This is a genomic window from Luteococcus peritonei (assembly GCF_039526385.1).
In the GTDB taxonomy this organism is placed as follows: Bacteria; Actinomycetota; Actinomycetes; order Propionibacteriales; family Propionibacteriaceae; genus Luteococcus; species Luteococcus peritonei.
Window position 1 is genome coordinate 1 of sequence record NZ_BAAAIX010000014.1, and the last position, 26,589, is coordinate 26,589.

A 26,589-nucleotide genomic window follows, 5' to 3' on the forward strand; every position below is an offset into this window, starting at 1 on the left:
ACACCAGACCCCGCAAGGTCTTGGACTACCGCACCCCAGCTGAAACACTCCAAGACATCATCGGTGTTGCACTGACCCCCTGAAGCCACCCCCTGAAGCCACCGCTCGATCCGGGATCGACGGCAGGGATCTCAGGGTTGGACGCCTGTACCAGTCGCGCGGCTGCCTGGTGCGGAGCCGTCTGTCAGTGGTGGCGTCTAGGTTGGAGCCATGAGCAACGAGCGCTTCGAGCCCCCGCTGGACGAGCCGCCGCTGGATCCGTGGGAGGACCTGCCCCCGGACGACGCCTACGAGGCGCCGCCGGTGGACCTGGACCAGGCCCTGCCCGTGGAGCAGCCGCGGGCGGCCCCCAGCCTGCCGGCCCACCAGCCGCAGGGGCCGAGCGCCGCCACCCGGACGGCCGGGGGAGAGGCGCCGATGGCCGAGCGCGCTCTGGCGGTGCTGCGCCAGCTGGTCGGCAGCCCTGAGGCGGTCTTCCACGAGGGGCAGCTGGAGGCGGTCCTGGCCCTCGTGGAGCAGCGGCAGCGAGCCCTGGTGGTGCAGCGCACCGGCTGGGGCAAGTCGGCGGTCTACTTCGTCGCCACCGCCCTGCGTCGCGCCGAGGGCGCAGGACCCACGGTCATCGTCTCCCCGCTGCTGGCGCTGATGCGTGACCAGATCGCCGCTGCCGAGCGGGCCGGGGTGCGGGCGGTCACCATGAACTCCGCCAATGCCACCGACTGGCAGGAGATCTCCGCCGCGCTGGCCGCCGACGACGTGGACGTGCTGCTGATCAGCCCGGAGCGGCTCAACAATCCCTCCTTCCGCGCCGAGCAGCTGCCGGACCTGGCCGCCCGGTGCGGCCTGCTGGTGGTGGACGAGGCCCACTGCATCTCCGACTGGGGCCATGACTTCCGGCCCGACTACCGGCGGATCAAGGACCTGCTGCTGGAACTGCCGGCCCAGACGCCGGTGCTGGCCACCACCGCCACCGCCAACGAGCGGGTGGTGGCCGATGTGGCCGAGCAGCTGGGCGCGGGCGGGCACCAGGTGCTCACCATCCGCGGCGCGCTGGCCCGTGACTCGCTGCGCCTGGGTGTCCTCCAGCTGCCGCACGCCGAGACCCAACTGGCCTGGCTCAGCGCCCACCTGGGTGACTTCGACGGTTCGGGCATCATCTACACCCTCACCGTCTCGGCTGCTGAGGACGTGGCGCGGGCCCTCACCGATGCCGGCTACGCGGTGAAGGCCTACACCGGCCGCACCGACACCGCCGAGCGCGAGCAGCTGGAGAACCAGCTGAGGGCCAACCAGCTCAAGGCCCTGGTGGCCACCAGCGCGCTGGGGATGGGCTTCGACAAGCCCGACCTGGGCTTCGTGATCCACCTGGGCGCGCCCAGCTCCCCGGTGGCCTACTACCAGCACGTGGGTCGTGCCGGCCGTGGGGCGGTCAATGCCGACGTGCTGCTGCTGCCCAGCGCCGCAGACCGAGACATCTGGCACTACTTCGCCACCGCCTCGATGCCCGACCAGGAGCAGGCCGCCACCGTGATCCGCGCCCTGTCGGAGTCGTCGAAGGCGCTGTCCACCGCGGCCCTGGAGACCCTGGTGGACATCCGTCGCACCCGGCTGGAGCTGCTGCTCAAGGTGCTCGACGTGGACGGTGCGGTGCAGCGGGTGAAGGGCGGCTGGACCGCCACCGGCCAGCCGTGGAGCTATGACGCCGAACGCTATGCCCGCGTCGCCGAGGCCCGACGCCGCGAGCAGCAGCTGATGCTGGACTACCAGAAGGGTGAGGTCTGCCGGATGCGCTTCCTCACCGAGGCGCTGGACGACCCGGCTGCCGCGGACTGCGGCCGCTGCGACGTCTGCGCCGGCCCCTGGTACGACGCCTCCCTGCCGGAGGCCGCCGTCGTCGCGGCCCGCAACGCCCTGGACCGCCCCGGCGTGCTGCTGGAGCCGCGCGCCCAGTGGCCCACCGGCATGGACCGGCTCGGGGTCCCGCTCAAGGGCAAGATCGCCGAGGGGCCGGAACGGGGGCGTGTCCTGGCCCGCCTCACCGACCTCGGCATCGGCCAACGGCTGCGCGCCCTGCTCGCCGAGCCCGACGCCCCGGTGCCCGAGGACGTGCTCAAGGCCTGCATCCCGGTGCTGCGCGAGTGGGACTGGGAGAGCCGTCCGGTGGCGGTGGCGCACGCGCCCTCGCGCTCGCACCCTCAGCTGGTTGCCTCGCTCGCCGAGGGTCTGGCGAACCTGGGACGGATGCACCAGCTCGGCCCGCTCGACCTGGTGGACGGCGGCCCGGTGGGGGAGGCCGGCGGCAACTCCGCCTTCCGGCTGGCCGGGGTCTGGGGTCGGATCGCCGTGGGGCCGCAGCTGGCCTCGAGGCTCGGCACCATCGGTGGCCCGGTGCTGCTGGTGGATGACCTGGTGGACTCCCGCTGGACCATGACCGTCGCCGCGGTGGCCCTGCGGGATGCCGGGGCCGAGGCCGTGCTGCCCTTCGCGCTGGCCCTGCAGTCCTGACGGGCGGGCACCTCCGGCAGCCTGACCGGCCCTGACCTGCGCTCCCGGATGGCGGCATCCGCGTGCCGGCCCCTTCCACCGGGGCCGGCCTGCCCTGCGACCCTGCCCGTGCTCGTGGGTGACCGTGCCGTCGCACGCCCTCCAGGGCTTCGGATGCCCCCGTGCGGCCTGCGGAGACCCCGCCGACCCGCTGCACCGCCCCGGGAGCGGCAGCTCGCCGTCTGCCGGCCCACAAGCGAGTTCACGGCCGTGACCAGCTTGTGCTCGCGAATTGGGACGGGTTTTGGCGTGCCAATGAACTTAGGCTAGCCTCACCTCAGAAGTTTTACGGAACTTCCTTCTTTCCTAATTCTCGTAGCACCGTCGATACCCGGATCAGGAGTCACCCCCCTCATGCACACCATCTCCCGTCGCGCCCTCACCGGCAGCCTCGCCGGCGCGCTCGCCGCCAGCCTCGTCCTCACCGGCTGCGGTGGCGGCCAGCAGGCCACCCCGGCCGCCGACGCCAGCTCGGCCAGCACCGTCGTGATCGAGGACAACCACGGCAAGCAGACCGTCACCCTGCCGCCGAAGAGCGTCGTCGCCACCGACAACCGCACCTTCGAGACGCTGCAGTCCTGGGGCGTGAAGCTGGCCGCCGCACCGCTGGGCCTGGTGCCCACCACCAACCCCTACCGGACCGACAAGTCCATCGTGGACCTGGGCACCCACCGGGAACCGAAGATGGAGTCCGTGGTGGCCGCCGAGCCCGACCTGGTGATCAACGGCCAGCGCTTCGCCCCCAAGTACGAGGAATTCCGCAAGCTCGCGCCCAAGGCCACCATCCTCGAGCTCGACCCCCGCGAGGGCCAGCCGCTGGCCGGCGAACTGAAGCGCCAGACCACCGCTCTGGGCGAGGTCTTCGGCAAGCAGGCCGAGGCCCAGAAGCTCACCACGGCGTTGGACCAGGCCACCGAGCGCGCCAAGGCCGCCTACAAGCCCGGCCAGAAGGTGATGGCCGTCAACGTTTCCGGCGGCGAGATCGGCTACATCGCCCCCAAGAAGGGACGCACCCTGGGCCCGGTCTTCGAGATGCTCTCGCTGACCCCGGCCCTCGAGGTGGCCGGCGCCACCGACGACCACCAAGGCGACGACATCTCGGTGGAGGCCATCGCGAAGGCCAACCCGGACTGGATCCTGGTGCTGGACCGCGACGCCGCCACCAGCGCCGCCACCGAGTCCTCCTACAAGCCGGCCAAGCAGGTCATCGAGAACTCCGCGGCTCTGAAGAACGTGGCCGCCGTGAAGAACCAGCGCGTGCTCTACATGCCCAACGACACCTACACCAACGAGGGCATCCAGACCTACACCGAATTCCTCGGCACCATGGCCGACGCCTTCGAGAAGGCCGACTGACCCGGCGATGAGCGCCACCAGCACCCACCCCGCAGGCCTGGCCGCTCCCGCGGCGGACGCGTCACCCCGCGTCCGCACCCGGGAGAAGCTGCTCGACCGCAAGCTCGCCCTCGGCATCGCCGCGGTCGGCGCGCTGCTGGTGCTCTCGCTGTTCACCGGCGTCTACGACGTCGTGGGCGGCGAGGGCGGCCAGGAGATGTTCGCGATCACCCGCATCCCGCGCACCATCGCGCTGGTGCTGGCAGGCGCCGCGATGGCGATGTCCGGCCTGGTGATGCAGCTGCTCACCCAGAACCGCTTCGTCGAACCCACCACCACGGGCACCACCGAATGGGCGGGCCTGGGGCTGCTGGCGGTGATGGTCCTCTTCCCGGAGGCCTCCCTCACCGCCCGCATGGTGGGTGCCATCGTGGCGGCCTTCGTCGGCACGCTGGTCTTCTTCGCCTTCCTGAAGCGGGTCTCGCTGCGCTCCTCGCTGATCGTGCCCATCGTGGGCATCATGCTGGGCGCCGTGGTGGGCTCGCTGAGCACCTTCGTGGCGCTGCAGACCAACACCCTGCAGAGCCTGGGCGTCTGGTTCGCCGGCTCCTTCACCTCGGTGCTGAAGGGCCAGTACGAGGTGCTGTGGATCACCGCGCTCGTCGTGGTGGCGGTCTTCCTGCTGGCCGACCGGCTCACCGTCGCCGGCCTGGGCGAGGAGATCGCCACCAATGTCGGCGTCGACTACGACCGGCTGGTCCTGGTGGGCACCGGCCTGATCGCCATCGCCACCGGCGTGGTCACCGTCGTGGTCGGCAACCTGCCCTTCCTGGGGTTGATCGTGCCCAACATCGTCTCCCTGGTCCGTGGCGACGACATGCGCAGCAACCTGCCCTGGGTCTGCCTGCTGGGCGTGGCCATCGTCACCGTCTGCGACCTGCTCGGGAGGACCCTCATCATGCCCTTCGAACTGCCCGTCTCCCTGATCCTGGGCGTGGTGGGCTCCGGGGTCTTCATCACCCTCCTGCTGAGGCAGCGTCGCCGTGGCTGAGACCCTCACCGTCGAGGCCCCGCCCGCGCCAGCACCCCGCACCACGCCGCCGCTGGTGGTGGAGCCGCGCGAGGGCGCCCGCAGCGCCGAGCGCTCCTCGGGCCCCTTCCCGACGAGCGCCGCGCTCCGGCGCTACCGCCTGGTGGTGAGCGGCCTGGCCGTCGCCTGCTGCCTGTTCGCGCTGGGCCTGCTGGCCTGGGACAACCCGATGCCGGTGGGCTCGCGCGGCTTCTGGCTGATCGCGGAGCGTCGTGCCACCTCGCTGGTGGTGATGGCCGTGGTGGCCTTCTGTCAGGCAATGGCGACGGTCAGCTTCCAGACCGTCACCAACAACCGCATCATCACCCCCTCGATCATGGGCTTCGAGTCGCTCTACGTGGCGGTGCAGACCAGCGCCATGTACTTCCTGGGCATCGCCGGGCTGGTGGCGGTGCAGGGCCGCGGCCTCTTCCTGGGCACCATCGCGATGATGGTGGTGCTCTCGCTGTGCCTCTACGGCTGGCTGCTCAGCGGCCGCTTCGCCAACCTGCAGGTGATGCTGCTGGTGGGCATCGTGCTGGGCGGCGGCCTGGGCTCGGTCTCCACCTTCATGCAGCGGCTGCTCTCGCCCAGCGAGTTCGACGTGCTCTCCGCCCGGCTCTTCGGCTCGGTGCAGAATGCCGACCCGGCCTACCTGCCCCTGGCCATCCCTCTGGTGCTGCTCGCAGGCGGTGCCCTGATGGCCCGCTCCCGGCGGCTGAACCTGCTGGCGCTGGGCCGGGAGGCCACCATCAACCTGGGCGTGGACCACCGTCGCGAGCTGATCCAGGTGCTCTTCCTGGTCTCGGTGCTGAGCGCCGTGTCCACCGCGCTGGTGGGGCCGATGACCTTCCTGGGCTTCCTGGTGGCCACGCTGGCCTACCAGTTCGCCGACACCCACGACCACCGCCGGGTCTTCCCGGTGGCCGTGCTCACCGGCTTCCTGGTGCTGAGCAGCGCCTACTTCGTGATGAACCACGTCTTCGACGCGCAGGGCGTGGTCTCCATCATCATCGAGCTGGTGGGTGGCTCGGTCTTCCTGTTCGTCGTGCTGAGAAAGGGTCGCCTGTGATCACGCTGGACCACGTCGCCAAGTACTACGGCGAGGACGTGCGGATCGGGCCGGTGGACCTGGACATCCCGGCCGGCGGGCTGACCGCCCTGGTGGGGCCGAACGGTGCCGGCAAGTCCACCCTGCTGACCCTGGTGGGCCGGCTGCTGGGGATGGACGAGGGCAGCATCCAGGTGGCCGGCCACGACATCTCCAGCACGAAGTCTGCCGACCTGGCGCGCATCGTCTCGATCCTGCGGCAGGAGAACCACTACGTCACCCGGTTGACCGTGCGCCAGCTGATCGGCTTCGGCCGCTTCCCCTATTCCAAGGGCCGGCTCACCGCGGCCGACGAGCAGATCATCAGCCGCTACATCGACTTCCTGGACCTGACCAGCCTGGAGCACCGCTACCTGGACCAGCTCTCCGGTGGCCAGCGCCAGCGCGCCTATGTGGCGATGGTGCTGGCCCAGGAGACCGACTACGTCCTGCTGGACGAGCCGCTCAACAACCTGGACATGCAGCACTCGGTGGAGATGATGCGCTTCCTGCGCACCGCCTGCGACGAGTTGGGACGCACCGTCGTGGTGGTGCTGCACGACATCAACTTCGCCGGTCACTATGCCGACCGGATCTGCGCCGTGAAGGACGGACAGGTGGTGGAGTTCGGCCCGCCCGAGGAGATCATGACCGACGAGGTGCTCAGCCGCGTCTTCAACACCCCGGTGCAGGTGGTGGACGGGCCGCGCGGTCCGATGGCCTGCTACTACTGAGCCCTCACCACTGGGCCCTCACCACTGCGCCCTCACCACTGCGCCCTCACCACTGCGCCCTCACCACTGGGTCTACACCACTGGGTCTACACCACTGGGCGGTCAGGTCGCGCAGCTCCCGGTAGCGCTCCAGCACCTGTGGCGTCGGCTCTGCCTGCAGGGTGACGGTGCCCGCCGCGGGCCAGCGCGGCGGCTCGGTCGCCCCCGACAGCGCCCAGGCGGCCTGCGCGGCCGCGCCCAGGGCCACGTACTCGGCCGGTTGCGGGCAGAGCAGGTCATGGCCCAGCACGGCGGGCAGCACCCGACGGGCCGCCTCACTGCGCGCCCCGCCGCCGATCAGCAGGATCCGGCCCGGCTCGGTGCCCAAGGAACCGGTGGCGGCCCGCAGCGCGGCGACGGCATCGGCCAGCGAGCAGGCAAGCCCCTCGATGCAGGCCCGGGCGATGTCCTCGCGGCCGGTGCTCGACCGGATGCCCCGGACGACGCCGGTGGCCTCGGGGCGGTTCGGGGTGCGCTCCCCGTCCAGGTAGGGCAGCAGCACGACGCCGTTGGCGCCGGGCGGGGCCTGCAGCGCCAGCTGGTCCAGCTCGGCATGGCTGATGCCGAGCATCCGGGCGCCCAGGTCCATGATCCGGGCCGCGTTCAGGGTGCAGGCCAGCGGCAGGAAGCGCCCGGTGGCATCGGCGAAGCCGTTGACCGCGCCGGTGGCATCGGCCGTCGGGACCTCGGAGACCATCGCAGCCACGCCGCTGGTGCCGATCGAGACCGAGACGTCGCCGGGCAGCATCGCCAGGCCCAGGGCCGCGGCCATGTTGTCGCCGGTGCCGGCGGCCATCGCGGCGCCCCCGGTGGTGTGGGCCACCACCTGCTGCGGCTGCTCGGCGATCGGGGTGAGCTCGATCTCGTGGCCCAGCGCCAGGGCGGCCACCTGGGGCAGCAGCCGGTTCTCGGCCGGGCTGTACCAGCCGGTGCCGGAAGCGTCGCCGCGGTCGGTGGTCCAGGCCGAGCCGGGTGCCGCCAGGTGGTGGCCGACGTAGTCGTGGGGGAGCACGATCCGCGCGGTGCGTCGGGCGTTCTCGGGTTCGTGGGTGGCCATCCAGCGCGCCTTGGCCGCGGTGATCGAGGCCACCAGGACGCTTCCGGTCAGTCGCGCCGCCTCGGCCGGCCCGCCCAGTTCCTGGTTCAGCTCCTCGGCCGCGGCCGCGGAGCGGGTGTCATTCCACAGCAGCGCCTCACGTACCGGCACGTCGTGCTCGTCGAGCGCCACCATGCCGTGCTGCTGGCCGCCGACGGCCACGGCCTCGGCCCGCTCCAGCAGGCCCTCGGTGGCCTGGTCCACCGCGGCCAGCCAGGCGCGCGGGTCCACCGAGGTGCCGTCGGGATGTGGGGCGCGGCCCTGGGCCACCACCTCGCCGCTGTCCGCGTCCACCAGGAGCGCCTTGGTGGACTGGGTGGAGGAGTCGATGCCGAGGACGAGGGCCATGTCGGGAATCTAGTACCCCCGCGTGGTGCCGTGGGCGGATCGTGGTTGATCCTTCGGGGTACCGCCCCGGGAGTCAGGCGGTCGGTGCCGGGGGAGCCCAGTTCGGGTCGCGGCCGATGAAGGCCATCAGCTTGTCCTCGCTGGAGGCGTCGGCGGCCACCGGCTGCTGCTCGCCGAACTGGCCCGAGGAGCGGATCATCTCCTCGCGGGCCTGCATGCCCTCGAGCATCTGGGCGCAGGTGAGCTGGTCCAGCCCGGACTCCTGACCGCTCGCGCGGGCCAGGTCCCAGGTGTGCATGAAGATGTCCGGCACGTAGAAGGTCTCGAAGGCCTCCAGCCAGGGCTGGCGTCCGAAGTGCTCGTTCTCCAGTTCCAGGTCCAGGCTCTTCGGGTTGTCCAGGATGGTCTGCATCTGCTCGCTGTGCTTGCGCCAGGTCTCCACCGGGTCTCCGGCCACCGAGGGCACGGGGGCCAGCGTGACACCCTCGGCGCCGCCCAGCAGGCTGCGCGACCAGTCCACCAGGTGGCCCACCACGTCGCGGGCGGTCCAGCCGGCCACCGGCGCGGGGGCGGACCAGTCGGTCACCTTCTCCAGCTTGGCGGCGAAGCTCGCGGCCAGGGTGCGGTGCTGCTCGGCCAGGGACTTGCGCTTCTCGTTGCGCTCTTCGCGGGAATCGCTCATGGGTCCCAGTCTGCCGCCCCCGGCGGCGTCCGGGGGAGAGGCCATGCGCACAGCTTATTTGAGAACGGTTATCATCAAACTCATGTCTCTCGATGCTGCTCCCCGCCGCCTGCCCGTCACCGTCCTGTCCGGCTTCCTGGGCGCGGGCAAGACCACCCTGCTGAACCATGTGCTCGCCAACACCGAGGGGATCCGGGTGGCGGTGATCGTCAACGACATGTCCGAGGTGAACATCGACGCCGCGCTGGTGGCCGACGGCCAGGGTTTCGCGCGCACCGAGGAGCGGCTGGTGGAGATGACCAATGGCTGCATCTGCTGCACGCTGCGCGACGACCTGCTCGTGGAGGTGGACCGGCTGGCCCGGCTGGGCCGCTTCGACCACCTGCTGATCGAGTCCAGCGGGATCAGCGAGCCGATGCCGGTGGCGGCCACCTTCGCCTTCCAGCGCGAGGACGGCGCCAGCCTGCTCGACGTCGCCGAGCTGGACACCATGGTCTCGGTGGTCGACGCCACCAGCTTCCTGGAGGAGCTGCAGCTGGCCGATTCGCTGGTGCAGCGGGGGATCGACGCCTATGAGCACGACACCCGCACCGTCGCCGACCTGCTGGTGGACCAGGTGGAGTTCGCCGACGTCATCGTGCTCAACAAGCTGGACCGGGTGGAGCGCTCCCGCGCCGACCTGCTGGAGGCCACCATCACCCGGCTCAACCCCGAGGCCGCCATCATCCGTACCAGCCACTCCAGGGTGGCGGTCTCCGAACTGCTGGGCGCCCACCGCTTCGATCTGGAGGTGGCTCAGCAGGCGCCTGGCTGGGTCAAGGAGCTGAACGGCGACCACGTCCCGGAGACCGAGGAGTACGGGATCGGCTCGGTGGTCTTCCGTTCCCCGCGCCCCTTCCACCCGCAGCGGCTGTGGCAGTGGATCGGTCAGATGGACGACGGCCGGCTGGGCCGCATCCTGCGCTCCAAGGGCTTCTTCTGGCTGGCCAGCCGCCCGTCGGTCACCGGCCTGTGGTCCCAGGCCGGCGGCGTCGCCCGCTTCGAGCCCTCCGGGGTCTGGGATCCCGAGGCCGGGATGGTACCGGGGCAGGAGCTGGTCCTGATCGGCCAGGGCCTGCGGCGTGAACAGATCGTGGCCGGCCTGCAGGACTGCCTGCTCACCGAGGCGGAGATGGCGCCGGGACCGGACGCCTGGCGGGAGCTGCCCGACCCGATGCCCGCCTGGGCCGAGCTGCCGGAGCACCAGGACTGCCCCGACCACGACTGAGCACGACCAGGACCGAGCACGAGCAGAACCCCGCACGAGCAGAACCCGGCACGGCCAGGATCGAGGCCGGCCCGGTTGTGCCGCGGGGGCGGGCACGCTTCGATGGGCTGGTGCCCGACCATGCCAGCCTGCGCCGCGACGAGGCCGAGACCCGCGCCGCGCTGATCACCGTCCGCCAGGTCCATGTGGAGCTCGACCTGCGTCGGCCCGAGAGCTTCACCAGCGCCACCACCATCAGCTTCGACTGCACCGCGCCGGGAGCCACCAGCTTCGTCGACTTCTGCGGCACCAGCCTCGACGAGCTGGTGCTCAACGGCCGGCCGGTGGCGCAGCCGCACTGGTCCGGAGGTCGGATCCGGCTGGAGGGCCTGGCCGCTCGCAACGAGCTGCTGGTGCGCGGCACCATGGCCTACTCCAGCGATGGGGAGGGGCTGCACCGCCACGTCGACGCCGCCGACGGCGAGGCCTACCTGTACGCCATGAGCTTCCTGGACGCGGCCCCGCGCTGGTTCGCCTGCTTCGACCAGCCCGACCTCAAGGCACCCGTCGGCCTGGACGTGCTCGCCCCGGAGCACTGGAGCGTGGTCGGCAACCAGCCGGCCAGCAGCACCGCGCCGGGCCGGTGGAGCATCGAGCCCGGCCATCCGCTGAGCAGCTACTTCGTCACCCTGGCCGCCGGGCCCTGGCACCGCATCGACGGCGGGCAGCACGGCCGCAATGCCATGGGCCGCCCGGTGGGCTTGACACTCCATGCCCGGGCCAGCCTGGCCGAGCAGCTGGAGGCCGAGGCCGAGGACATCCTGGCGGTGACCCGGGCCGGCCTCGACGCCTATCGCCGGCTGTTCGACAGTGACTACCCCTTCGAGGACTACGCGCAGGTCTTCGTGCCCGACTTCAACGCCGGTGCCATGGAGAACCCGGGCTGCGTCGTCTTCCGCGAGCAGTTCCTGGGCCGGGGGCCCGTGGCGCGCCGGGAGCGGGCCCGCCGGGCCGGCACCATCTGCCACGAGATGGCCCACCAGTGGTTCGGCGACCTGGTCACCATGCGCTGGTGGGACGAGCTGTGGCTGAACGAGTCCTTCGCCGAGTACATGGGCCACCGGGTGTCCACCGAGGCGGCCGGATACCCGCTGTGGACCGACTTCGCCCTGGAGCGCAAGCAGTGGGGGATCGACGCCGACCTGTCCCCGTCGACGCACCCGGTGGCGGGCAACGGTGCCGCCGATGCGCAGGCGGCGCTGGCCAACTTCGACGGGATCTCCTATGCCAAGGGTGCGGCGGTGCTGCGCCAGCTGGCCACCTGGATGGGCGACGAGGCCTTCCTGGCCGGGTTGCGGGAGCACTTCGCCGCGCACGCCCACGGCAATGCCACCATGGCCGACCTGCTCTCGGCCTGGCGCCGACAGGGCGTCGAGGGCCTGGACGAGTGGGTCGAGGCCTGGCTGGCCACCAGCGGCATCGACCTGGTGCGGGTGCAGGCCGACGACCGCCCGCGCCTGCTGCGGGAGGGCAGCCGACCGCACCGCCTGCTGCTCCAGGTGCACCCTGCGACAGCGAGTGTCCCCGCAGCGCAGCCGGGCGTCGAGCACCGGATCGCCGTCGAGGGCCCGCTGACGCCGCTTCCGGAGGCAGCCTCCGGCAGCCTGCTGCTGCCCGACGCCGACGGCCGCGGTTGGGTGCGCACCCGCCCCGCCGTGGTGGGCAGTGGCGACCCGTGGAGCGTGCCGGCCTCCACCCTGGCAGAGCCGCAGGCCCGGGTGGCGCTGCTGGGCTCGCTGCGCGACGCCTGGCGCCATGGTGAGGTGCCCACCGGGCGCGCCCTGGACCTGCTGCTGGACCACCTGCCCACCGAGACCGACCAGGACCTGCTGGCCTGGTGCTGCGGCCAGGTGGAACAGCTGTGCGGCAGCTGGAGCCTGCCACAGGACAGGGCGGCGCGTCGCGCCCGTGCCGCCGCGCTGCTGGAGCACGGCCGGGCGGCGAGCGAGCCGGGCAGCGACGCCCACCTCACCTGGACCCGGGCGCTGCTGCAGCTCACCGACTCCACCGACCTGCTGCTGGGCCTGCTGCAGATCGACGGCCTCGCCACCCTGGCCCCCGACGAGCGATGGCTGGCCGTGCGACGCGCCGTCACCCTGGGTCACGACCCCTCGCTGGTGGACCAGGAGCTGGCCCGCGACGACTCCAGCGCCGGCCGGCTGGCCGCCGCCCGGGCCCGTGCCCAGCTGCCCAGCGTCGAGGCGAAGCGCGCGGCGATGGAACTGGTGCTGGCGCCCTCGCAGGCCAGTACCTACCAGGTCCAGGCCGCAGCCACCGGGCTCTTCCTCCCCGACCAGCACGAGCTCACGGCGCCGCTGGTGGCCGAGTGGTTCGCCCGCATCGGTGGCACCGCCGCCTTCCGCTCAGGCTGGGCCCTGGGCGCCGTGGTGCGCACCGGCTACCCGTTCAGCCATGCCGACCGGGCCCGCCTGGCGGCCGCCCAGCAGGCGCTCCAGGACCCCGGGCTGGACCCCACCCTGGAGCGTGCGCTGCGCGATGGCCTCGCCCTGCTGGAACGCCACCATTCGGCCCTGACCGGCCTCGACGCGTAGAATCGAATGACCAACACGTCTTCTGGAGGATCCCCGTGAGCAGCACTCCCACCGGCGAGCAGCGTCGCAGGCGCTGGCCCTGGATCGCCGGCGGCGCCGTCGTGCTGGCCGCGGCCGGCGTCTACGGCACCGGCTACGCGATGGCTGGCGACAGCCTGCCGCGCGGTACCACCGTCGACGGCGTGAGCATCGGCGGCGTGGACAGCGCCACCGCCACCACGACCTTGCGCGAGGCCATGCAGCAGCGCGCCACCGCCCCGATCACGCTCGCCGCCGGCGGCAAGAGCGTGAAGCTGGACCCCGCCCAGGCCGGGCTCAGCGTGGACTACCAGGCCACCGTCGAGCAGGCCGGCGCCGGCAAGAGCCTCGACCCGGTGCACATCTGGAACGTGCTGCGCGGCGGCGGCCCGATCGAGCCCGTGGTCCGCACCGACCAGAAGGCGCTGCAGGCGGCCGTCGCGAAGGCCGCCCCCAGCTTCGCGGCCAAGGTCACCGACGCCACGGTGGCGCTGCAGCGCGAGAAGGTCACCCTCAAGCCCGGTGTCAACGGCGCCGAGCTGGACCAGGCCAAGGCCGTCGACGCGGTCTCCAAGGCCTATCTGGACACCACCTCCGTCGAGGCACCGGTCAAGACCACCGAGCCGGCCGTCACCACCGAGGAGGCCAAGCAGTTCGTCGCCAGCCAGATCACCCCGCGGGTGAGCAGCCCGCTGGTGCTGGACCTGGGCGCCAAGGGCAAGGTGCCGCTGACCGGCCCCGGCATCGGCGAGCTGACCAAGATCACCAGCAAGGACGGCCAGCTCAGCGCCACCACCGACATGGACGTGCTCTACAAGGCCGCCACCACCAAGGCCGCGAAGGCGGGCCTCACCGCACCGAAGGATGCCCGCTGGGCCCTGCAGGGCGGCAAGCCCACCCTGGTGCCCGGCAAGCCGGGCGAGCAGATCGACCGCAAGTCCTTCGACAAGCTGGTGGCGCCTGCCCTGGTCAAGACCGGTGCGGCGCGCACCGTGAAGGTGGCCGTGGCCAAGAAGGAGCCGGAGCACACCACCGAGGAGGCCAAGAAGGCCGCCGTGAAGCAGGTGACCGGCGAGTTCACCACCTACTTCCCGCACGCCGACTACCGCAACACCAACCTCTCGGTGGCCGCCTCGCGGGTGAACAACGCCTACATCGCGCCCGGCGAGACCTTCAGCATGAACGACACCATCGGTCCGCGCACGCCCGGCTCGGGCTTCGTGGACGGCTGGGTGATCAGCGGCGACCACCTGGTCAAGGAGAATGCCGGTGGCATCTCGCAGAGCGGCACCACCGTCTTCAACGCCCTGTTCTTCTCCGGCCTGCAGCACGTGGAGCACCAGCCCCACACCATGTACTTCGACCGCTACCCGGCCGGCCGCGAGGCCACGCTGTACTACGGCAGCATCGACGTGAAGTTCAAGAACGACAGCCCCTATGGCGCCATCCTGCAGGCCTCCGTGAACCCGTCGAGCCCCGGCAACAAGGGCTCGATCACCGTCAAGGTATGGTCCACCAAGGTCTACACCGCGGTGAAGAGCTCGGAGCTGGCCAAGTCGAACTTCACCTCGGGCCGCACCCTGCACCGCTCCGGCGAGAAGTGCCACGCCCAGGCCGCCTCGCCCGGCTTCACCGTGAACTACTCGCGGCTGTTCTACAAGGGCAGCCAGGTGGTCAAGCGCGAGCCCTACACCTGGACCTATGCCCCCACCGACGAGATCATCTGCGACTGAGCGGGCGCATCGCTCGCCCCGGACGGGTGGAGTGACGCACCACAACGGGTTGTAGAGTCATACCTGCCGCTCCCGGAATGCGGGCCCGGCCATGAACCAAGGATGAGGAGACCCCAGTGACCTACGTCATTGCGCAGCCGTGTGTCGACGTCAAGGACCGTGCGTGCGTCGAGGAGTGTCCCGTCGACTGCATCTACGAGGGCAACCGGATGCTCTACATCCACCCCGAGGAGTGCGTCGACTGCGGCGCCTGCGAGCCGGTCTGCCCGGTGGAGGCGATCTTCTACGAGGACGACGTGCCCGCCGAGTTCAAGCAGTACTACGACGTCAACGTCACCTTCTTCGACGGCATCGGCTCGCCCGGTGGCGCCTCCAAGCTGGGCACCATCGACAAGGACCACCCGGTCGTCGAGGCCCTGCCGCCGCAGGCCGAGTGACGCACCAGTCGTGAACAGCAGCACCTCGAGCAGCCGGGCCCCGTTGGCGGCCCGGCTGCCTGATTTTCCGTGGGACTCACTGGCCGGCGCCAAGGCCACGGCCCAGGCGCACCCCGGCGGCATCTGCGACCTGAGTGTCGGCACCCCGGTGGACCCGACCCCGGCGGTGGCGCGTGAGGCGCTGGTGGCCGCCGCGGAGCGCTGGGCCGGCTATCCGACCGTCTGGGGCACCCCCGCGCTGCGGGCCGCCATCCTCGGCTACCTGGAACGACGCTGGAAGGCCGCCGGTCTGGGCGAGCGCAATGTGCTGCCCGTGGTGGGCACCAAGGAGCTGGTCGCCTGGCTGCCCACCCAGCTCGGCCTCGGACCGGACGACCTGGTGGTCATCCCCGGCACCGCCTATCCCACCTACGAGGTGGGGGCCGCGATCGTCGGGGCCAGGATCCAGCGCTGCGACGACCCCGCGCAGGTCGACGGCACCCCCGCACTGGTCTGGATCAACTCCCCGGCCAACCCGCACGGGGCCATCCTCGACCCCGACGAGCTGCGGGCCTGGGTCTCCTTCGCCCGGGAGTCGGGGGCCGTGCTGGCCAGCGACGAGTGCTACGGCGAGTTCGGCTGGCAGGCCGAGCCCTGCAGCGTGCTGGACGCCGACATCTGCGGCGGTTCGTTCGACGGCCTGCTCGCGGTGCACTCGCTGAGCAAGCGCTCCAACATGGCCGGCTACCGCGGCGGCTTCGTCGCGGGCGACGAGCAGCTGTGCATGGAGCTGCTGGAGCTGCGCAAGCACGGCGGCATGATGCTGCCCGGCCCGGTGCAGGAGGCGATGGCCGCCGCCCTCGACGACCACGCGCACGTGGAGGAGCAGCGCGAGCGCTACCTGGCCCGCCGGGCGCTGCTCAAGCCCGCCCTGGAGAGCGCCGGTTTCACGATCGACCACTCCGAGGGCTCGCTCTACCTGTGGGCCACCCGCGGCGAGGACTGCCGCCGCACCGTCGACTGGCTGGCCGAGCGCGGCATCCTGGCCGCACCGGGCGACTTCTACGGCAGCCAGAGCGGCCAGCACGTGAGGATCGCGCTGACCGCCACCGACGAGCGGATCGCCGCCGCGGCCGAACGCCTGCGCGGCTGACCGAACCGGATGGACGACGAAGGCCCCGTGGCAGCTGCCACGGGCCCTTCGCACGTCGGTCAGGCGCGCAGCGTGATGACCGCCTCGGTGGGCTTCGGGGTGGCCGAGCCCTGCCAGCGGGCCACGGCATCGGTCTGGTTGGCCCAGGTCTGGCCCCCCACCTGCACCTGGGTGACGCCGGAGCTGGCGGTGGTCATCATGAACAGCTGGGTGGCCGACCACAGGTCGGTGGCGCTGGGTGCGTTCAGGGTCACCTGGGCCTGGCCGGTGGTGACGCTGACCCGCTTGCCGAAGGCCTTGGTCACCATCGCCGCGGCATCCTGGGACGAGGGGGTCTGGGAGCCCCGGTCCAGACAGCTGACCGCGGCGGGGGAGTGCCCGGTCAGGGCGCTGCCCCAGGCCTTGGCGGCCTCCACGTGCTTGCGGTAGCCGTCGGGCACGCCGGAGCGCTGCACCTTCTGCGCCACGTCGTTGATGTCGCCGCTCTGCCAACCGGGCACCTTCACCAGGTGCTCGTAGAACTTGCCGGAGGCGTACCAGGGGTCCATGATCTGCTCCACCGTGCCCCAGCCCTGCGAGGTGCGCTGCTGGAACAGGCCCACCGAGTCCCGGTCGCCGTAGTCGATGTTGCGCAGGTCGGACTCCTGCATGGCGGTGGCCAGGGCGATCGACGAGGCCCGCGCGGGCAGCCCACGACGCTGCGCCTCCGCCACGATCACGGCGGCATTGCCGGCCTGCTCCAGGCTGAGCGAGTCCACCTCGTCGCCCACCACCACCTGGCACTGCTGGTCCGGTGGCATGACGGTGGGGATGTTGCTGTCCAGCAGCCCGACCACCCAACGGACGATCAGGGCCAGCAGCAGCACCAGCACCACCATCCCCAGCAGGGGATAGAGGCGCTGGCGGCGGCGCCGCGAGGCGCTGGGGCTGGCCACGTCAGTTCTTGTGCAGGGCGGCGTTCAGCTCGATGCGCTGGCCGTCGCGGGGCTTGGCCAGCACGGCACCGCTCTGCGAGTGGCGCAGGTAGAGGATGTCGCTGGAACCCGACAGCTCGGCGGCCTTGACCACGGTGCCGTCGGGCAGCTGCACCTTGGTGCCGGCGGTGAGGTAGAGGCCCGCCTCGACGACGCAGTTGTCGCCCAGCGAGATGCCCACGCCGCTCTCGGCGCCCAGCAGGCAGCCCTTGCCGATCGAGACGACCTCCTTGCCGCCGCCGGACAGGGTGCCCATGATCGAGGCGCCGCCGCCCACGTCGGAGCCGTCGCCCACCACGACGCCGGCCGAGATCCGCCCCTCCACCATGGAGTGGCCCAGGGTGCCGGCGTTGAAGTTGACGAAGCCCTCGTGCATCACGGTGGTGCCGTCGGCCAGGTGGGCGCCCAACCGCACCCGGTCGCCATCGGCCACGCGGACGCCGGAGGGGATGACGTAGTCCACCATGCGCGGGAACTTGTCGATGCCGAAGACGGTGACCACGCCGCGGGCCGGGCGCAGCGCCAGCTGCACCTGCTGGAAGCCCCCCACGGCGCAGGGGCCCACCGAGGTCCAGACCACATTGGGCAGGACGCCGAAGATGCCGTCCAGGTTGATGCTGCGGGGCTGCACCAGGCGGTGGCTGAGCAGGTGCAGGCGCAGGTAGGCGTCGCTGACGTCGGCCGGGGCAGCGTCCAGGTCGATGACCGACTGCACCAGCTTCAGCTCCACCCGACGGTCCGGGTCCTCGGTCTGCGCGGAGACCATCTCCCGGGGGGCCTTGGCGCCCTCGGCCGGCGAGCCGAGCTCGGGAGCGGGGAACCAGGTGTCCAGCACCTGTCCGGATTCGTGGACGGTGGCCAGGCCCCAGCCCCAGGCAGAACGAGTCGCGTCAGTCATGCGCTCCAGCCTAGCGGGGAGCCGCGGTCACCTCAGACCTCCAGCGACAGGTGCGCGTGCCCTCCCTCGGGCCACCCCGCGGCCTCCCGGTGGCCGTCCACCACGGCGATGCCACGGGCGGTGGCCACCTCGACGCCGTGCCCGGCGCGCCCGGCGCGCAGCACCACGACGCCGCCGCAGGTCTCGGGGTCGAGCTGGGCCGCAGTGACCGCATCCAGCTCGTCCACCACCAGCAGGCTGTCGGGTGCCAGCTCGGGCAGGGTCAGCTCCCGACCCAGCAGGCCGGCGAGCAGCAGACGCCGCAGCAGCCGCAGGTCGGTGGCGCGCTCGCGCAGGTAGGGATTGTCCATCGACGCGAAGACGTCCACCTGCCGGTCGTAGACCTCGGCGACGGCCCGCGCGCTGCTGGCACCCCCCAGCACCGCGGTGCGCAGCGCGCCCACCAGCCCCGGGTCGTGCAGCAGGCCGCGCAGGGCGTGCATCACCTGGCCCTGCACCCCCGGCCCGTCGAGCTCCAGCAGGAGTGCGTCGACGGCGTCGGTGGCGGCCAGCAGCCGGGCGCGCTCCGCCTCCGGCTCGGCCAGGGCGGCATAGCCGGAGGTATCCACCTGCAGGTCGAGGTGGTGCACCAGTCCCGCGACGGCCTGCGCCTCGTCCAGTTCGTCGTCCATCTCGGCGGCGGTGAGGTCCTCACCGAAGTCGTCGGTGGCGAGCTCGAGCAGCCGTTGCACCGCCAGCAGCGCCTCCGGGCCGTGCGCCACCAGGCGCAGCTCGTCGCCGCCGCGCACCCCGAGGCCGCCCAGGGCGGTCATGCTGCGGGCATCCACCGTGGGCCCGTCGCCGCGGGCGGCCACCACCTGGGCGTCCAGCCCCGCGATCGCGCCCACCAGCGCAGCGGCCGGCCGGGCGTGCAGGCCGTGCGGGTTGCCCAGCCGCAGCCTCACCTGCAGCTCGCCACCGGGCGGCAGGTCTGTGCCGTCCTCGTCGTCCGGTCCGGTGACCGCAGCAGGGGCCGGGTCCGTGCCCGGCGCCTGCAGGTGTTCCCGCTTGGCGCCCAGGGCGGCCTCGGCCTCGGTGGCCACCCGCTCCAGCTCGGCTCCGGCGGAGGCGCTCACCATGGCGGCCAGCAGCCCCTCCACCAGCGGGGCGGAGGAGATCCGCACCCGCTCGGCCAGGGCCGGGTCCAGGAAGTCGACGGCCATCTCGGCCGAGAGCACGGCGCTGCCCAGGTCCACCAGCACCAGGATGCCGGAGCAGGCCTCCAGTTCCTCGAGCGCTGCGCTGATGGCGGTGGCGTCGGTGCCCAGTGTCGTCTCGTCCAGGCCGGCGGCCACCCGCACCGGGGGCCGGACGGCCTGGTCCACCATCTGCTCCGCCAGGCCGACGGCGGCCGTGGCCAGGGCATGGCTGTGCGAGACGACGACCAGGCCCACCATGTCTTCCCCCGAGGACATCGGCATCAGCGGAGCGTGGCTGCTGCGGACTCCAGCAGCATGGTCATGCTGGTGGCGCCCGGGTCGGCGTGGCCGGCGCTGCGCTCACCCAGGTAGGAGGCGCGTCCCTTGCGCGCGACCAGCGGCACGGCGGCCTCGCGGCCGGCGGCGGCGGCCTGCAGCCCGGCCGCCAGGCAGGAGGCCAGGTCGGGATGGGAGGACTCCATCGCCTCGACGGCCGGCTGCAGCGCGTCCACCATCGTCTTGTCCCCCAGCCCGGCCTTGCCGCGAGCGATCACACCGTCCAGCCCCGCCCGCCAGGCCGCCGCCATCGCGGCAGGCGATTCGTCGGCGGGCGCTGCGGCCGCGAAGCGCAGCAGGAAGGTGCCGTAGAGCGGGCCGGAGGCCCCGCCCACCGTGCTGACCAGCGTCATGCCGGCCTTCTTCAGGTAGGAGGCGGCATCGGGGAAGTCATCGGCAGCCAGGGCGGCCACGGCCTTCATGCCGCGCTCCATGTTGGAGCCGTGGTCGGCATCGCCGATCTGGCGGTCCAGGTCGGTGAGCTCGGCGGCGTGCTCGCTGATGCGGTCGGCGAAGTCCGCCATCCAGGCGGCGGCAGTCTGGGTGTCCACGTCAGCAACCCCACCGCAGGCCGGGGGTGTTCACCGGGGCGTCCCACAGGCTGAGCACCTCATCGTCCGCCTTCAGCAGTGTGACAGAGCAGCCGGCCATCTCCAGTGAGGTGATGTAGTTGCCCACCAGGCTGCGCGCCACCTGCACCCCCTTGCCCTTCAGGATCCGGTCCACCTCGCCGAACATCAGGTACTGCTCCAGCAGGGGAGTGCCGCCCATGCCGTTGAGCAGGCAGATCACCGGGCCGCCGGTCAGGTCCAGGTCCGCCAGGATCGGCTCCACCAGCATCTCGGCCACCTCGCGCGCCGGGGCCATCGCCCGGCGCTCGCGGCCGGGCTCGCCGTGGATGCCGATGCCCAGCTCCATCTCGTCCTCGCCCAGCTCGAAGGTGGGCTTCCCGGCCGCCGGGACGGTGCAGGAGGTGAGCGCCATGCCCATCGATCGGCCCTGGTCGTTCACCCGCCTGGCCAGCTCCACCAGCGCGTCGAGGTCGCGTCCGGCCTCGGCGGCGGCGCCCACGATCTTCTCCAGCAGCACGGTGACGCCCACGCCGCGGCGCCCGGCGGTGTAGAGCGAGTCGGTGACGGCCACGTCGTCATCGGTGACCACGCTCTCCACCCGGATGCCGGACTCGGCGGCGGCCAGCTCGGCGGCCATCTCGAAGTTCATCACGTCGCCGGTGTAGTTCTTCACGATGTGCAGCACGCCGGCGCCGGCGTCGACGGCCTGGGTGGCGGCCATCATCTGGTCGGGCACCGGAGAGGTGAAGACCTCACCGGCGCAGGCGGCGTCGAGCATGCCCGGCCCGACGAAGCCGCCGTGCATCGGCTCATGGCCCGAGCCGCCGCCCGAGACCAGGCCCACCTTGCCGGGGCGAGGAGCGTCCTTGCGGTAGACGATGCGGTTGGCGTGGTCGATCCGCAGCCGTTCGAGATGCGCGGCCTCCATGCCCACCAGGGCCTCGGCGACGACATCGGCGGCGTCATTGATGAGCTTCTTCATGACGCCAGTCAAGCACCGGCGGGGTGTCAGGCCAACAGGTCTGCGACCATTCCTGCGGCACCCGGCGCGGCGACGACGAAGGCCCCGTCCAGCTCCCGGACCTCCGCCCCGGCCTCCTGCGCGATGAGCAGTCCGGCCAGGTGGTCCACGGGGCTGAACCGGTGCACCACCCCGGCCGCGGCCCACCCCGCGGCGATTCCCGCCAGGGAAAGGGTTCCCGAGCCCATGATGCGCGCGGTGCAGTGCTGGGCGGCCAGTCCGTGCAGGAAGCGCTCCATGCCCGGCCACATCCGGTGGGCATCCAGCTCGACGAGGACGGTCCGGCCGGCCAGGCGCGGCACCGGGGCGAGCTCCAGCGGGACACCGTCGAGGGTGGCGCCCAGTTCCCGGGCCGCCAGGAAGACGTGTCCCAGCGCGGGCTGCGCGACGGCGGCGACCACCGGCTGGCCGTCGACGGCCAGGGCCAGGCTCATGGAGGTCCAGGGCAGCCCGTTGGCCAGGTTGGTGGTGCCGTCCACCGGGTCCAGGAACCAGGTGGGGCGGCCGGGCTCGGCCGAACCGCCGAGCTCCTCCCCGACCACCAGGTGCCGGCCCTCGAAGGTCTCCTCGATGACCCGACGCACGTGGCGCTCCACCGCCAGGTCCACCTGGGTCACCAGGTCGGCGGCATGGGCCTTGCTGTCCACCCGGCCGAGCGCCGCGGTGCGGGTGAAGCCGATGGACCACTGCGCCAGCTCCTGTGCGACGTGGATCCAGTGCGCCGTCTTCCGGGTGGTGCCGGCGTGCACCGCCAACTGGCCGACCTCCATGCCGGCCAACGCCAGCGGACTGGTGCCCTGGCTCAGCAGGCGACGCAGCAACCGGGGCCGGCCCGTGGTGATCCGGTCCACGCCGAGCTCGATGGCCAGGCTCATCGTCGGCGCGTCGTCGATGCTCCACACCGCCAGCTCCAGGCCCATCCGATGCACCTGCTCGACCAGGGCCTCGGTGAGGTGGATCCACTCGACGTTGACGGCCGACGGCTGCAGCCGCCGGACGCTCTCGTGGTCCATCTGCCCGCCGTCGTGGTCGTGGGTGATGTCCGCCTCCGGGAGCCGCTCGCGCACGTGCAGCATGGCCTCGACGTCCCCGCACCAGGCGATGGGCACCAGCGCCGCGTCGGGACCCGTGGCGAAGGCCTCCACCACCTCCAGCGCGGCACGCGCGTCGTCGACGCAGACCGTGTCCACCAGCACGGACACCGGGCGGGAGCGCTCCCGGTTCAGGTCGGCGAACTGCTCCAGGGTCGCTGCCAGGGTGGGGATGCCCGCGGGCAGGTGGCGCTGCTCGGACACCCGCACGGGCGCGCCCCACAGCCGCAGCAGGGTGGCGTCGTGCAGCACCACGCTGGTGCCGTCGGCCGTGGTGCGGATGTCCAGCTCCACCACGTCGGCCCCGGCCTCGACGGCGGCGGCGAAGGCCTCGGGGGTGTTCTCGCGGGCCGACTCGCAGTCGCCCCGGTGGGCCACGACGGTGATCATGGCCGGGAATCTAGGCGGTCCGGGTGTCCGGCCGGTGAACTCAGCGTCGCACCCCGGGGATGTCCTGGGTGATCAGCCGGTCGATCCGCAGCCAGGGCGCCCGCTTGTGCCAGTCCAGGCGCACCCGGATGTGGTCGGAGCGCATGATCGTCGCGGTCAGGGCGGTGAAGACCACCCCGACGGCGATGACGCCGAAGAGCAGGGTGGAGCGCGGGCCGAAGTGGTCTCCGATCCAGCCGACCAGCGGCGAGACCATCGGCGCCATGCCCATGATGGTCAGGCCCCACAGGGCCATCACCCGGCCGCGCATCTGGGGTGCCGTGGCCGTCTGCAGCAACGAGTTGCCCGTCACCAGGGCGGTGATGGTGAAGAAGCCCACCGGTACCTGCAGCACCACGAAGAGCCAGAAGCTGCCGCTCAGCGCACTGGCCAGGTTGAACAGGCAGTAGCCCACCATGCCCATCAGCACGTGTCGCAGCCGTGGGCTGCCGCGCCGGGCGCTCCACAGGGCTGCGACCAGCGCGCCGATCCCCATGAAGGAGCCGATGATGCCGTAGTCCCCGGCGCCACGGTGGAAGGCCTCCGTGGCCATCACGGCATTGGAGATGTTGTAGTTGAAGCCCAGGCCTCCCACCGCGAGACCGACGGTGAGCAGGGCCATCAGGTCGGGCCGACGTCGCACGTAGCGCAGCCCGGCGACGAAGCCGCCACCCTTGCCGCGGGTCGGCCGCGCAGGGTGGAGCAGGTCCGAGCGCATGCTCAGCAGGGCGGTGATCATGGCCGCGAAGGCCAGGACATTGGCGGCGATCACCCATCCGGTGCCCACCAGGGCGACCAGGGCTCCGCCGATCCCGGGGCCCAGCAGACGTGCCGCATTGAAACTGGCGGAGTTGAGGCTGATCGCATTGGGCAGCTGCTCGAAGGGCACCACCTCGCTGACGAAGGCCTGGCGGGCCGGGTTGTCGAAGGCCATCGCGAGGCCGTCCACCAGGGACAGCACGAAGACCTGCCACAGCCGCACGTGGCCGGAGATCACCAGGGTGGACAGCACCAGGGAGCTGAGCAGCCCGAGCGTGCAGCTGGTGAGCAGGATGTGGCGCTTGTTGAAACGGTCCGCGACCGTGCCGGCGACGGGGCTGAGCAGCAGGCCGGGCAGGAAGACCAGCGCCGTCTGGTAGCCCAGCGCCTGGGCGTTGCCGTCGGTGAGGACCACGAGCACCAGCCAGGCCTGCGCGGTGCGCGCCATCCAGCCGCCGATGTTGCTGACCAGGCCGCCCAGGAACCAGACCCGGTAGTTCGGGTTGGACAGCGAGGCGAAGGTCGAGCTCACGACGAAGGATCTCCTGGTCAGGCCGGCGCTGGGGCGCGGCGGTGGCGGACGCCCGGATGGCGCCCCCAGCAGGCTAGGCCGTCACCCGCAGCACTGACCAACCGGGTGGTCAGCCGGCCCGGTCAGCCCGACCGGCGGCCCCTCGCTGGCCCGGGCGGGAGCGGCTGGCGTGCAGGGCCCCCGCGAGCAGCAGACCCCAGAGCACGAAGAGCGGATCCCACAGCAGCGCATGGCCCACCAGGGCGGGGGTGGCATCGGCTCCGCGCGCCAGCCCGATCCAGGCCCCCACCATGCCCAGCCCGCCCCAGGCCAGCAGCAGCGCCACGCCCAGCCAGGAGACCAGGCGGACCCAGCGGTGGCCCGGCCCGCGGGCGTGGTCCAGCCAGGGCACCAGCGCCCCGGCAGCTTCACCAGCACCACGACGGCCATCAGCAGGCGGACCCGCAGGCCGCCGCTGCGCTGCATCTCGACGGCGAAGCTGCCGACGGTCTCCAGCAGCCAGTCACCGCCCAGTGCCCAGTACAGGCTGGCGGCGGCGTGCAGCAGGCCGACCAGGGCCGCGCCCGCGTACAACCGACTCGCGCGTGCTCGATCCATGTCCCGAGCCCAGCAGCCCGAAAAGCCGCTCGGGCCACGCGATGGCGAACAGCAGGTGAACATCACCAGCGGCGATAGTCTCGACGGCGTGCTGCTCACCCCGTGCCGTCCCCAGGAGCTGGCCGACCTGCTGCCCGAGGCCCTGGCTGGTCGTCGGGTGCTGGCGCCGTTGGGGCCCGAGGCGGAGCGTGAGCTGGCGATGCTGCGTCCCGAGCTGCCGGTGGCCGAGCCGGGCGCCGCGGTGGTGGTCTCCACCTCCGGCTCCACCGGGGCGCCGAAGGGCGCGGTGCTCTCGGCGGCTGCCCTCGAGGCTGCCGCCCGCTCCACGCAGCAGGTGCTGGGCCGGCGCACCTGGACCTGCCCGCTGCCCACCCACTACGTCGCCGGGCTGATGGTGCTGGTGCGCGCCCACGTCGACGGCACCCGGGTGAGGATGGCGGCCAGCGACCTGTCGGACCTGGACCCGGCTCCCGGCGCGAATGCCATCTCCCTGGTGCCCACCCAGCTCTTCCGTGCCCTGGAACGGCCCGAGGTCCTGCAGCGGTTGCGCCGCTACACCGTCCTGCTCGGCGGGGCCGCCGTCGACCCCGCCGTGCTGCAGCAGGCCCGGGAGGCCGGCCTGGACGTCCGCACCACCTACGGGATGAGCGAGACCTGCGGCGGCTGCGTCTGGGACGGCGAGCCGCTGCCCGGCGTCGAGGTGCGGCTGGACGACCAGCAGCGCATCGCCCTGGCCGGCGAGATGGTCTTCTCCGGCTACCGGCTGCAGCCCGAGCTGACCGGCCAGGTGCTGCAGCAGGAGGCGGGTCGACGCAGCGTGCTCACCAGCGACCGGGGTGAGCTGCACCAAGGACGGCTGCGGCTGCTGGGTCGCGTCGACGACGTGGTGGTCAGCGGGGGAGTCAACGTGGACCTGGCCCGGGTGCAGCGCGCCGTCGAGGCCCTGGCGCCAGGCAGCTCGCAGGTGCTGGCGCTCCCGGACGTGGAGTGGGGCCGGCTGGTGGTGCTGGCCACCACGACGGAGCACGACCTGGCCTGGTGGCGCGAGCAGTTGTCCGGCGAGCTCGGCCGCGCCGCGCTGCCGCGTCGGGTGGTGCGGCTCGACGTGCTGCCACGCACCAGCTCTGGCAAGATCGACCGACAGGCCCTGCTGCGTCAGCTGGCCTGAGGAAGGCAGTACACCCGTGGCAACCACCGCCGAATGGATCGAGGGCGCGCGCCCCCGCACCCTGCCCGCAGCCCTCTCCCCGGTACTGGCCGGCTCCGCGACGGCCTGGGCCGCCGGAGGCTTCCGGCTCCTGATGGGCGTGCTGGCCTTCGTCGTGGCGCTGGCGCTGCAGATCGGCGTCAACTTCGCCAACGACTACTCCGACGGCATCCGTGGCACCGACGAGGACCGCGTCGGCCCGATGCGGCTGGTGGGCTCCGGCGCCGCCAGCCCGGCTGCGGTCAAGGCCGCCGCCTTCGGCTGCTTCGGCCTGGCGGCCCTGGTGGGCCTGGTGCTGGTGGCGCTGAGCGGGCACTGGTGGCTGCTGGCCGTGGGCATCGCCTGCATCCTGGCCGCCTGGTTCTACACCGGCGGCGAGCACCCCTACGGCTATGCCGGGCTGGGTGACGTCTTCGTCTTCGTCTTCTTCGGCCTGGTGGCGGTCTGCGGCACCACCTACGTGATGATCCACCGCGTCACCGCGGCCACGCTGGCCGCCAGCGTGGGCATCGGCCTGCTGGCGTGCCTGATCCTGGTGGCCAACAACCTGCGCGACATCGTCGGCGACCGCGCGGTGGGCAAGCGCACCCTGGCCACCCGCCTGGGCGATGCCGGCACCCGCCGCTTCTTCGTCCTGCTCTGCGCGATCTCGGTGGCCTGCCTGGTGGCGGTCGCCGCGATGACCACGTGGTGGGCGCTGCTCGGGCTGGTGATGCTGGTCTTCCTGGTGCCCGCCTCTCGCTCGGTGCTGGCCGGTGCGAAGGGTCCGGCGCTGATCGCGGTGCTGAAGCAGACCGGCTTCGCCGAGCTGGCCTGCGCCGTGGGGCTCTTCGTCGGAATCCTCATCGGCTCCTGACCAGGCGGTGGTGGGCGCACCGGG

Annotated in this window: 22 protein-coding genes and 1 pseudogene; 12 read left to right on the top strand and 11 right to left on the bottom strand. The window is 72.1% G+C overall.

The window, feature by feature from the left end:
• Positions 1-417: 417 nt before the first annotated feature.
• The 5 genes from ABD073_RS06460 (at position 418) to ABD073_RS06480 (ending at position 6,772) form a co-directional block, all read left to right on the top strand.
• On the top strand, positions 418-2,505 hold the full coding sequence (locus tag ABD073_RS06460; protein ID WP_343873227.1) for a RecQ family ATP-dependent DNA helicase: 2,088 nt from the start codon (positions 418-420) through the stop codon (positions 2,503-2,505).
• A 393-nt stretch (positions 2,506-2,898) separates the two neighbouring features.
• On the top strand, positions 2,899-3,900 hold the full coding sequence (locus ABD073_RS06465; protein ID WP_343873162.1) for a siderophore ABC transporter substrate-binding protein: 1,002 nt from the start codon (positions 2,899-2,901) through the stop codon (positions 3,898-3,900).
• A 7-nt stretch (positions 3,901-3,907) separates the two neighbouring features.
• Complete coding sequence (locus ABD073_RS06470) at positions 3,908-4,930, top strand: ABC transporter permease (RefSeq protein ID WP_343873163.1); 1,023 nt, start codon at positions 3,908-3,910, stop codon at positions 4,928-4,930.
• The gene (locus ABD073_RS06475; RefSeq protein WP_343873164.1) at positions 4,923-6,020 is read left to right on the top strand and encodes an iron chelate uptake ABC transporter family permease subunit; all 1,098 of its coding nucleotides are present in this window, start codon (positions 4,923-4,925) and stop codon (positions 6,018-6,020) included. Before ABD073_RS06470 ends, ABD073_RS06475 begins: the two co-directional genes overlap by 8 nt.
• A complete protein-coding gene (locus tag ABD073_RS06480; protein WP_343873165.1) occupies positions 6,017-6,772 on the top strand; it encodes an iron ABC transporter ATP-binding protein in 756 nt (251 codons plus the stop codon). Before ABD073_RS06475 ends, ABD073_RS06480 begins: the two co-directional genes overlap by 4 nt.
• 46 nt (positions 6,773-6,818) lie before the next feature.
• On the opposite strand, the gene xylB is transcribed toward ABD073_RS06480, so the two are convergent.
• Both xylB and ABD073_RS06490 read right to left on the bottom strand, forming a co-directional pair.
• On the bottom strand, positions 6,819-8,255 hold the full coding sequence (gene xylB / locus ABD073_RS06485; protein ID WP_343873166.1) for a xylulokinase: 1,437 nt from the start codon (positions 8,253-8,255) through the stop codon (positions 6,819-6,821).
• Positions 8,256-8,328: 73 nt separating this feature from the next.
• The gene (locus ABD073_RS06490; RefSeq protein WP_343873167.1) at positions 8,329-8,937 is read right to left on the bottom strand and encodes a maleylpyruvate isomerase family mycothiol-dependent enzyme; all 609 of its coding nucleotides are present in this window, start codon (positions 8,935-8,937) and stop codon (positions 8,329-8,331) included.
• Positions 8,938-9,019: 82 nt separating this feature from the next.
• On the opposite strand from ABD073_RS06490, the gene ABD073_RS06495 reads away from it, so the two are divergent.
• From ABD073_RS06495 to dapC, 5 genes are all read left to right on the top strand, one after another.
• Positions 9,020-10,204 carry a GTP-binding protein gene (locus ABD073_RS06495; protein WP_343873168.1) on the top strand — a complete coding sequence of 395 codons (1,185 nt, stop codon included), beginning with the start codon at positions 9,020-9,022 and terminating at the stop codon, positions 10,202-10,204.
• A gap of 110 nt (positions 10,205-10,314) precedes the next feature.
• The gene (gene pepN, locus ABD073_RS06500) at positions 10,315-12,795 is read left to right on the top strand and encodes an aminopeptidase N (RefSeq protein ID WP_343873169.1); all 2,481 of its coding nucleotides are present in this window, start codon (positions 10,315-10,317) and stop codon (positions 12,793-12,795) included.
• A gap of 35 nt (positions 12,796-12,830) precedes the next feature.
• Positions 12,831-14,546, top strand: a complete 1,716-nt coding sequence (locus ABD073_RS06505) for a VanW family protein (RefSeq protein WP_343873170.1) — start codon at positions 12,831-12,833, stop codon at positions 14,544-14,546.
• A 116-nt stretch (positions 14,547-14,662) separates the two neighbouring features.
• On the top strand, positions 14,663-14,983 hold the full coding sequence (gene fdxA, locus ABD073_RS06510; protein WP_343873171.1) for a ferredoxin: 321 nt from the start codon (positions 14,663-14,665) through the stop codon (positions 14,981-14,983).
• A 10-nt stretch (positions 14,984-14,993) separates the two neighbouring features.
• The gene (gene dapC / locus ABD073_RS06515; protein WP_343873172.1) at positions 14,994-16,115 is read left to right on the top strand and encodes a succinyldiaminopimelate transaminase; all 1,122 of its coding nucleotides are present in this window, start codon (positions 14,994-14,996) and stop codon (positions 16,113-16,115) included.
• 59 nt (positions 16,116-16,174) lie between these two features.
• Here dapC and ABD073_RS06520 read toward each other — a convergent pair whose 3' ends face one another.
• From ABD073_RS06520 to ABD073_RS06560, 9 genes and pseudogenes are all read right to left on the bottom strand, one after another.
• Positions 16,175-17,050, bottom strand: a complete 876-nt coding sequence (locus ABD073_RS06520) for a hypothetical protein (protein ID WP_343873173.1) — start codon at positions 17,048-17,050, stop codon at positions 16,175-16,177.
• 1 nt (position 17,051) lies between these two features.
• A complete protein-coding gene (dapD, locus tag ABD073_RS06525; RefSeq protein WP_343873174.1) occupies positions 17,052-17,987 on the bottom strand; it encodes a 2,3,4,5-tetrahydropyridine-2,6-dicarboxylate N-succinyltransferase in 936 nt (311 codons plus the stop codon).
• A gap of 32 nt (positions 17,988-18,019) precedes the next feature.
• Positions 18,020-18,931 (bottom strand): HPr family phosphocarrier protein, encoded by a 912-nt coding sequence (locus ABD073_RS06530; RefSeq protein WP_386751703.1) that lies wholly within the window; start codon positions 18,929-18,931, stop codon positions 18,020-18,022.
• A 90-nt stretch (positions 18,932-19,021) separates the two neighbouring features.
• Positions 19,022-19,441, bottom strand: a pseudogene (gene dhaM / locus ABD073_RS06535) (dihydroxyacetone kinase phosphoryl donor subunit DhaM); the annotation flags it as partial.
• A 5-nt stretch (positions 19,442-19,446) separates the two neighbouring features.
• Positions 19,447-20,025: a dihydroxyacetone kinase subunit DhaL gene (gene dhaL, locus ABD073_RS06540; RefSeq protein WP_343873231.1), complete on the bottom strand. Its 579-nt coding sequence runs from the start codon at positions 20,023-20,025 to the stop codon at positions 19,447-19,449.
• A 28-nt stretch (positions 20,026-20,053) separates the two neighbouring features.
• Positions 20,054-21,055 carry a dihydroxyacetone kinase subunit DhaK gene (gene dhaK / locus ABD073_RS06545; RefSeq protein WP_343873176.1) on the bottom strand — a complete coding sequence of 334 codons (1,002 nt, stop codon included), beginning with the start codon at positions 21,053-21,055 and terminating at the stop codon, positions 20,054-20,056.
• A 26-nt stretch (positions 21,056-21,081) separates the two neighbouring features.
• A complete protein-coding gene (locus tag ABD073_RS06550) occupies positions 21,082-22,575 on the bottom strand; it encodes an inositol monophosphatase family protein (protein ID WP_343873177.1) in 1,494 nt (497 codons plus the stop codon).
• A 40-nt stretch (positions 22,576-22,615) separates the two neighbouring features.
• Positions 22,616-23,905: an MFS transporter gene (locus ABD073_RS06555; RefSeq protein ID WP_343873178.1), complete on the bottom strand. Its 1,290-nt coding sequence runs from the start codon at positions 23,903-23,905 to the stop codon at positions 22,616-22,618.
• Between the two features lie 109 nt (positions 23,906-24,014).
• Entirely contained in the window at positions 24,015-24,407 is a 393-nt protein-coding gene (locus tag ABD073_RS06560) for a DUF3995 domain-containing protein (RefSeq protein ID WP_343873232.1), read from the bottom strand.
• 150 nt (positions 24,408-24,557) lie between these two features.
• Between ABD073_RS06560 and ABD073_RS06565 the strand changes: the two genes are divergently transcribed.
• A complete protein-coding gene (locus tag ABD073_RS06565) occupies positions 24,558-25,670 on the top strand; it encodes an AMP-binding protein (protein ID WP_343873180.1) in 1,113 nt (370 codons plus the stop codon).
• 16 nt (positions 25,671-25,686) lie between these two features.
• The gene (locus ABD073_RS06570; RefSeq protein WP_343873181.1) at positions 25,687-26,565 is read left to right on the top strand and encodes a 1,4-dihydroxy-2-naphthoate polyprenyltransferase; all 879 of its coding nucleotides are present in this window, start codon (positions 25,687-25,689) and stop codon (positions 26,563-26,565) included.
• Positions 26,566-26,589: the final 24 nt, after the last annotated feature.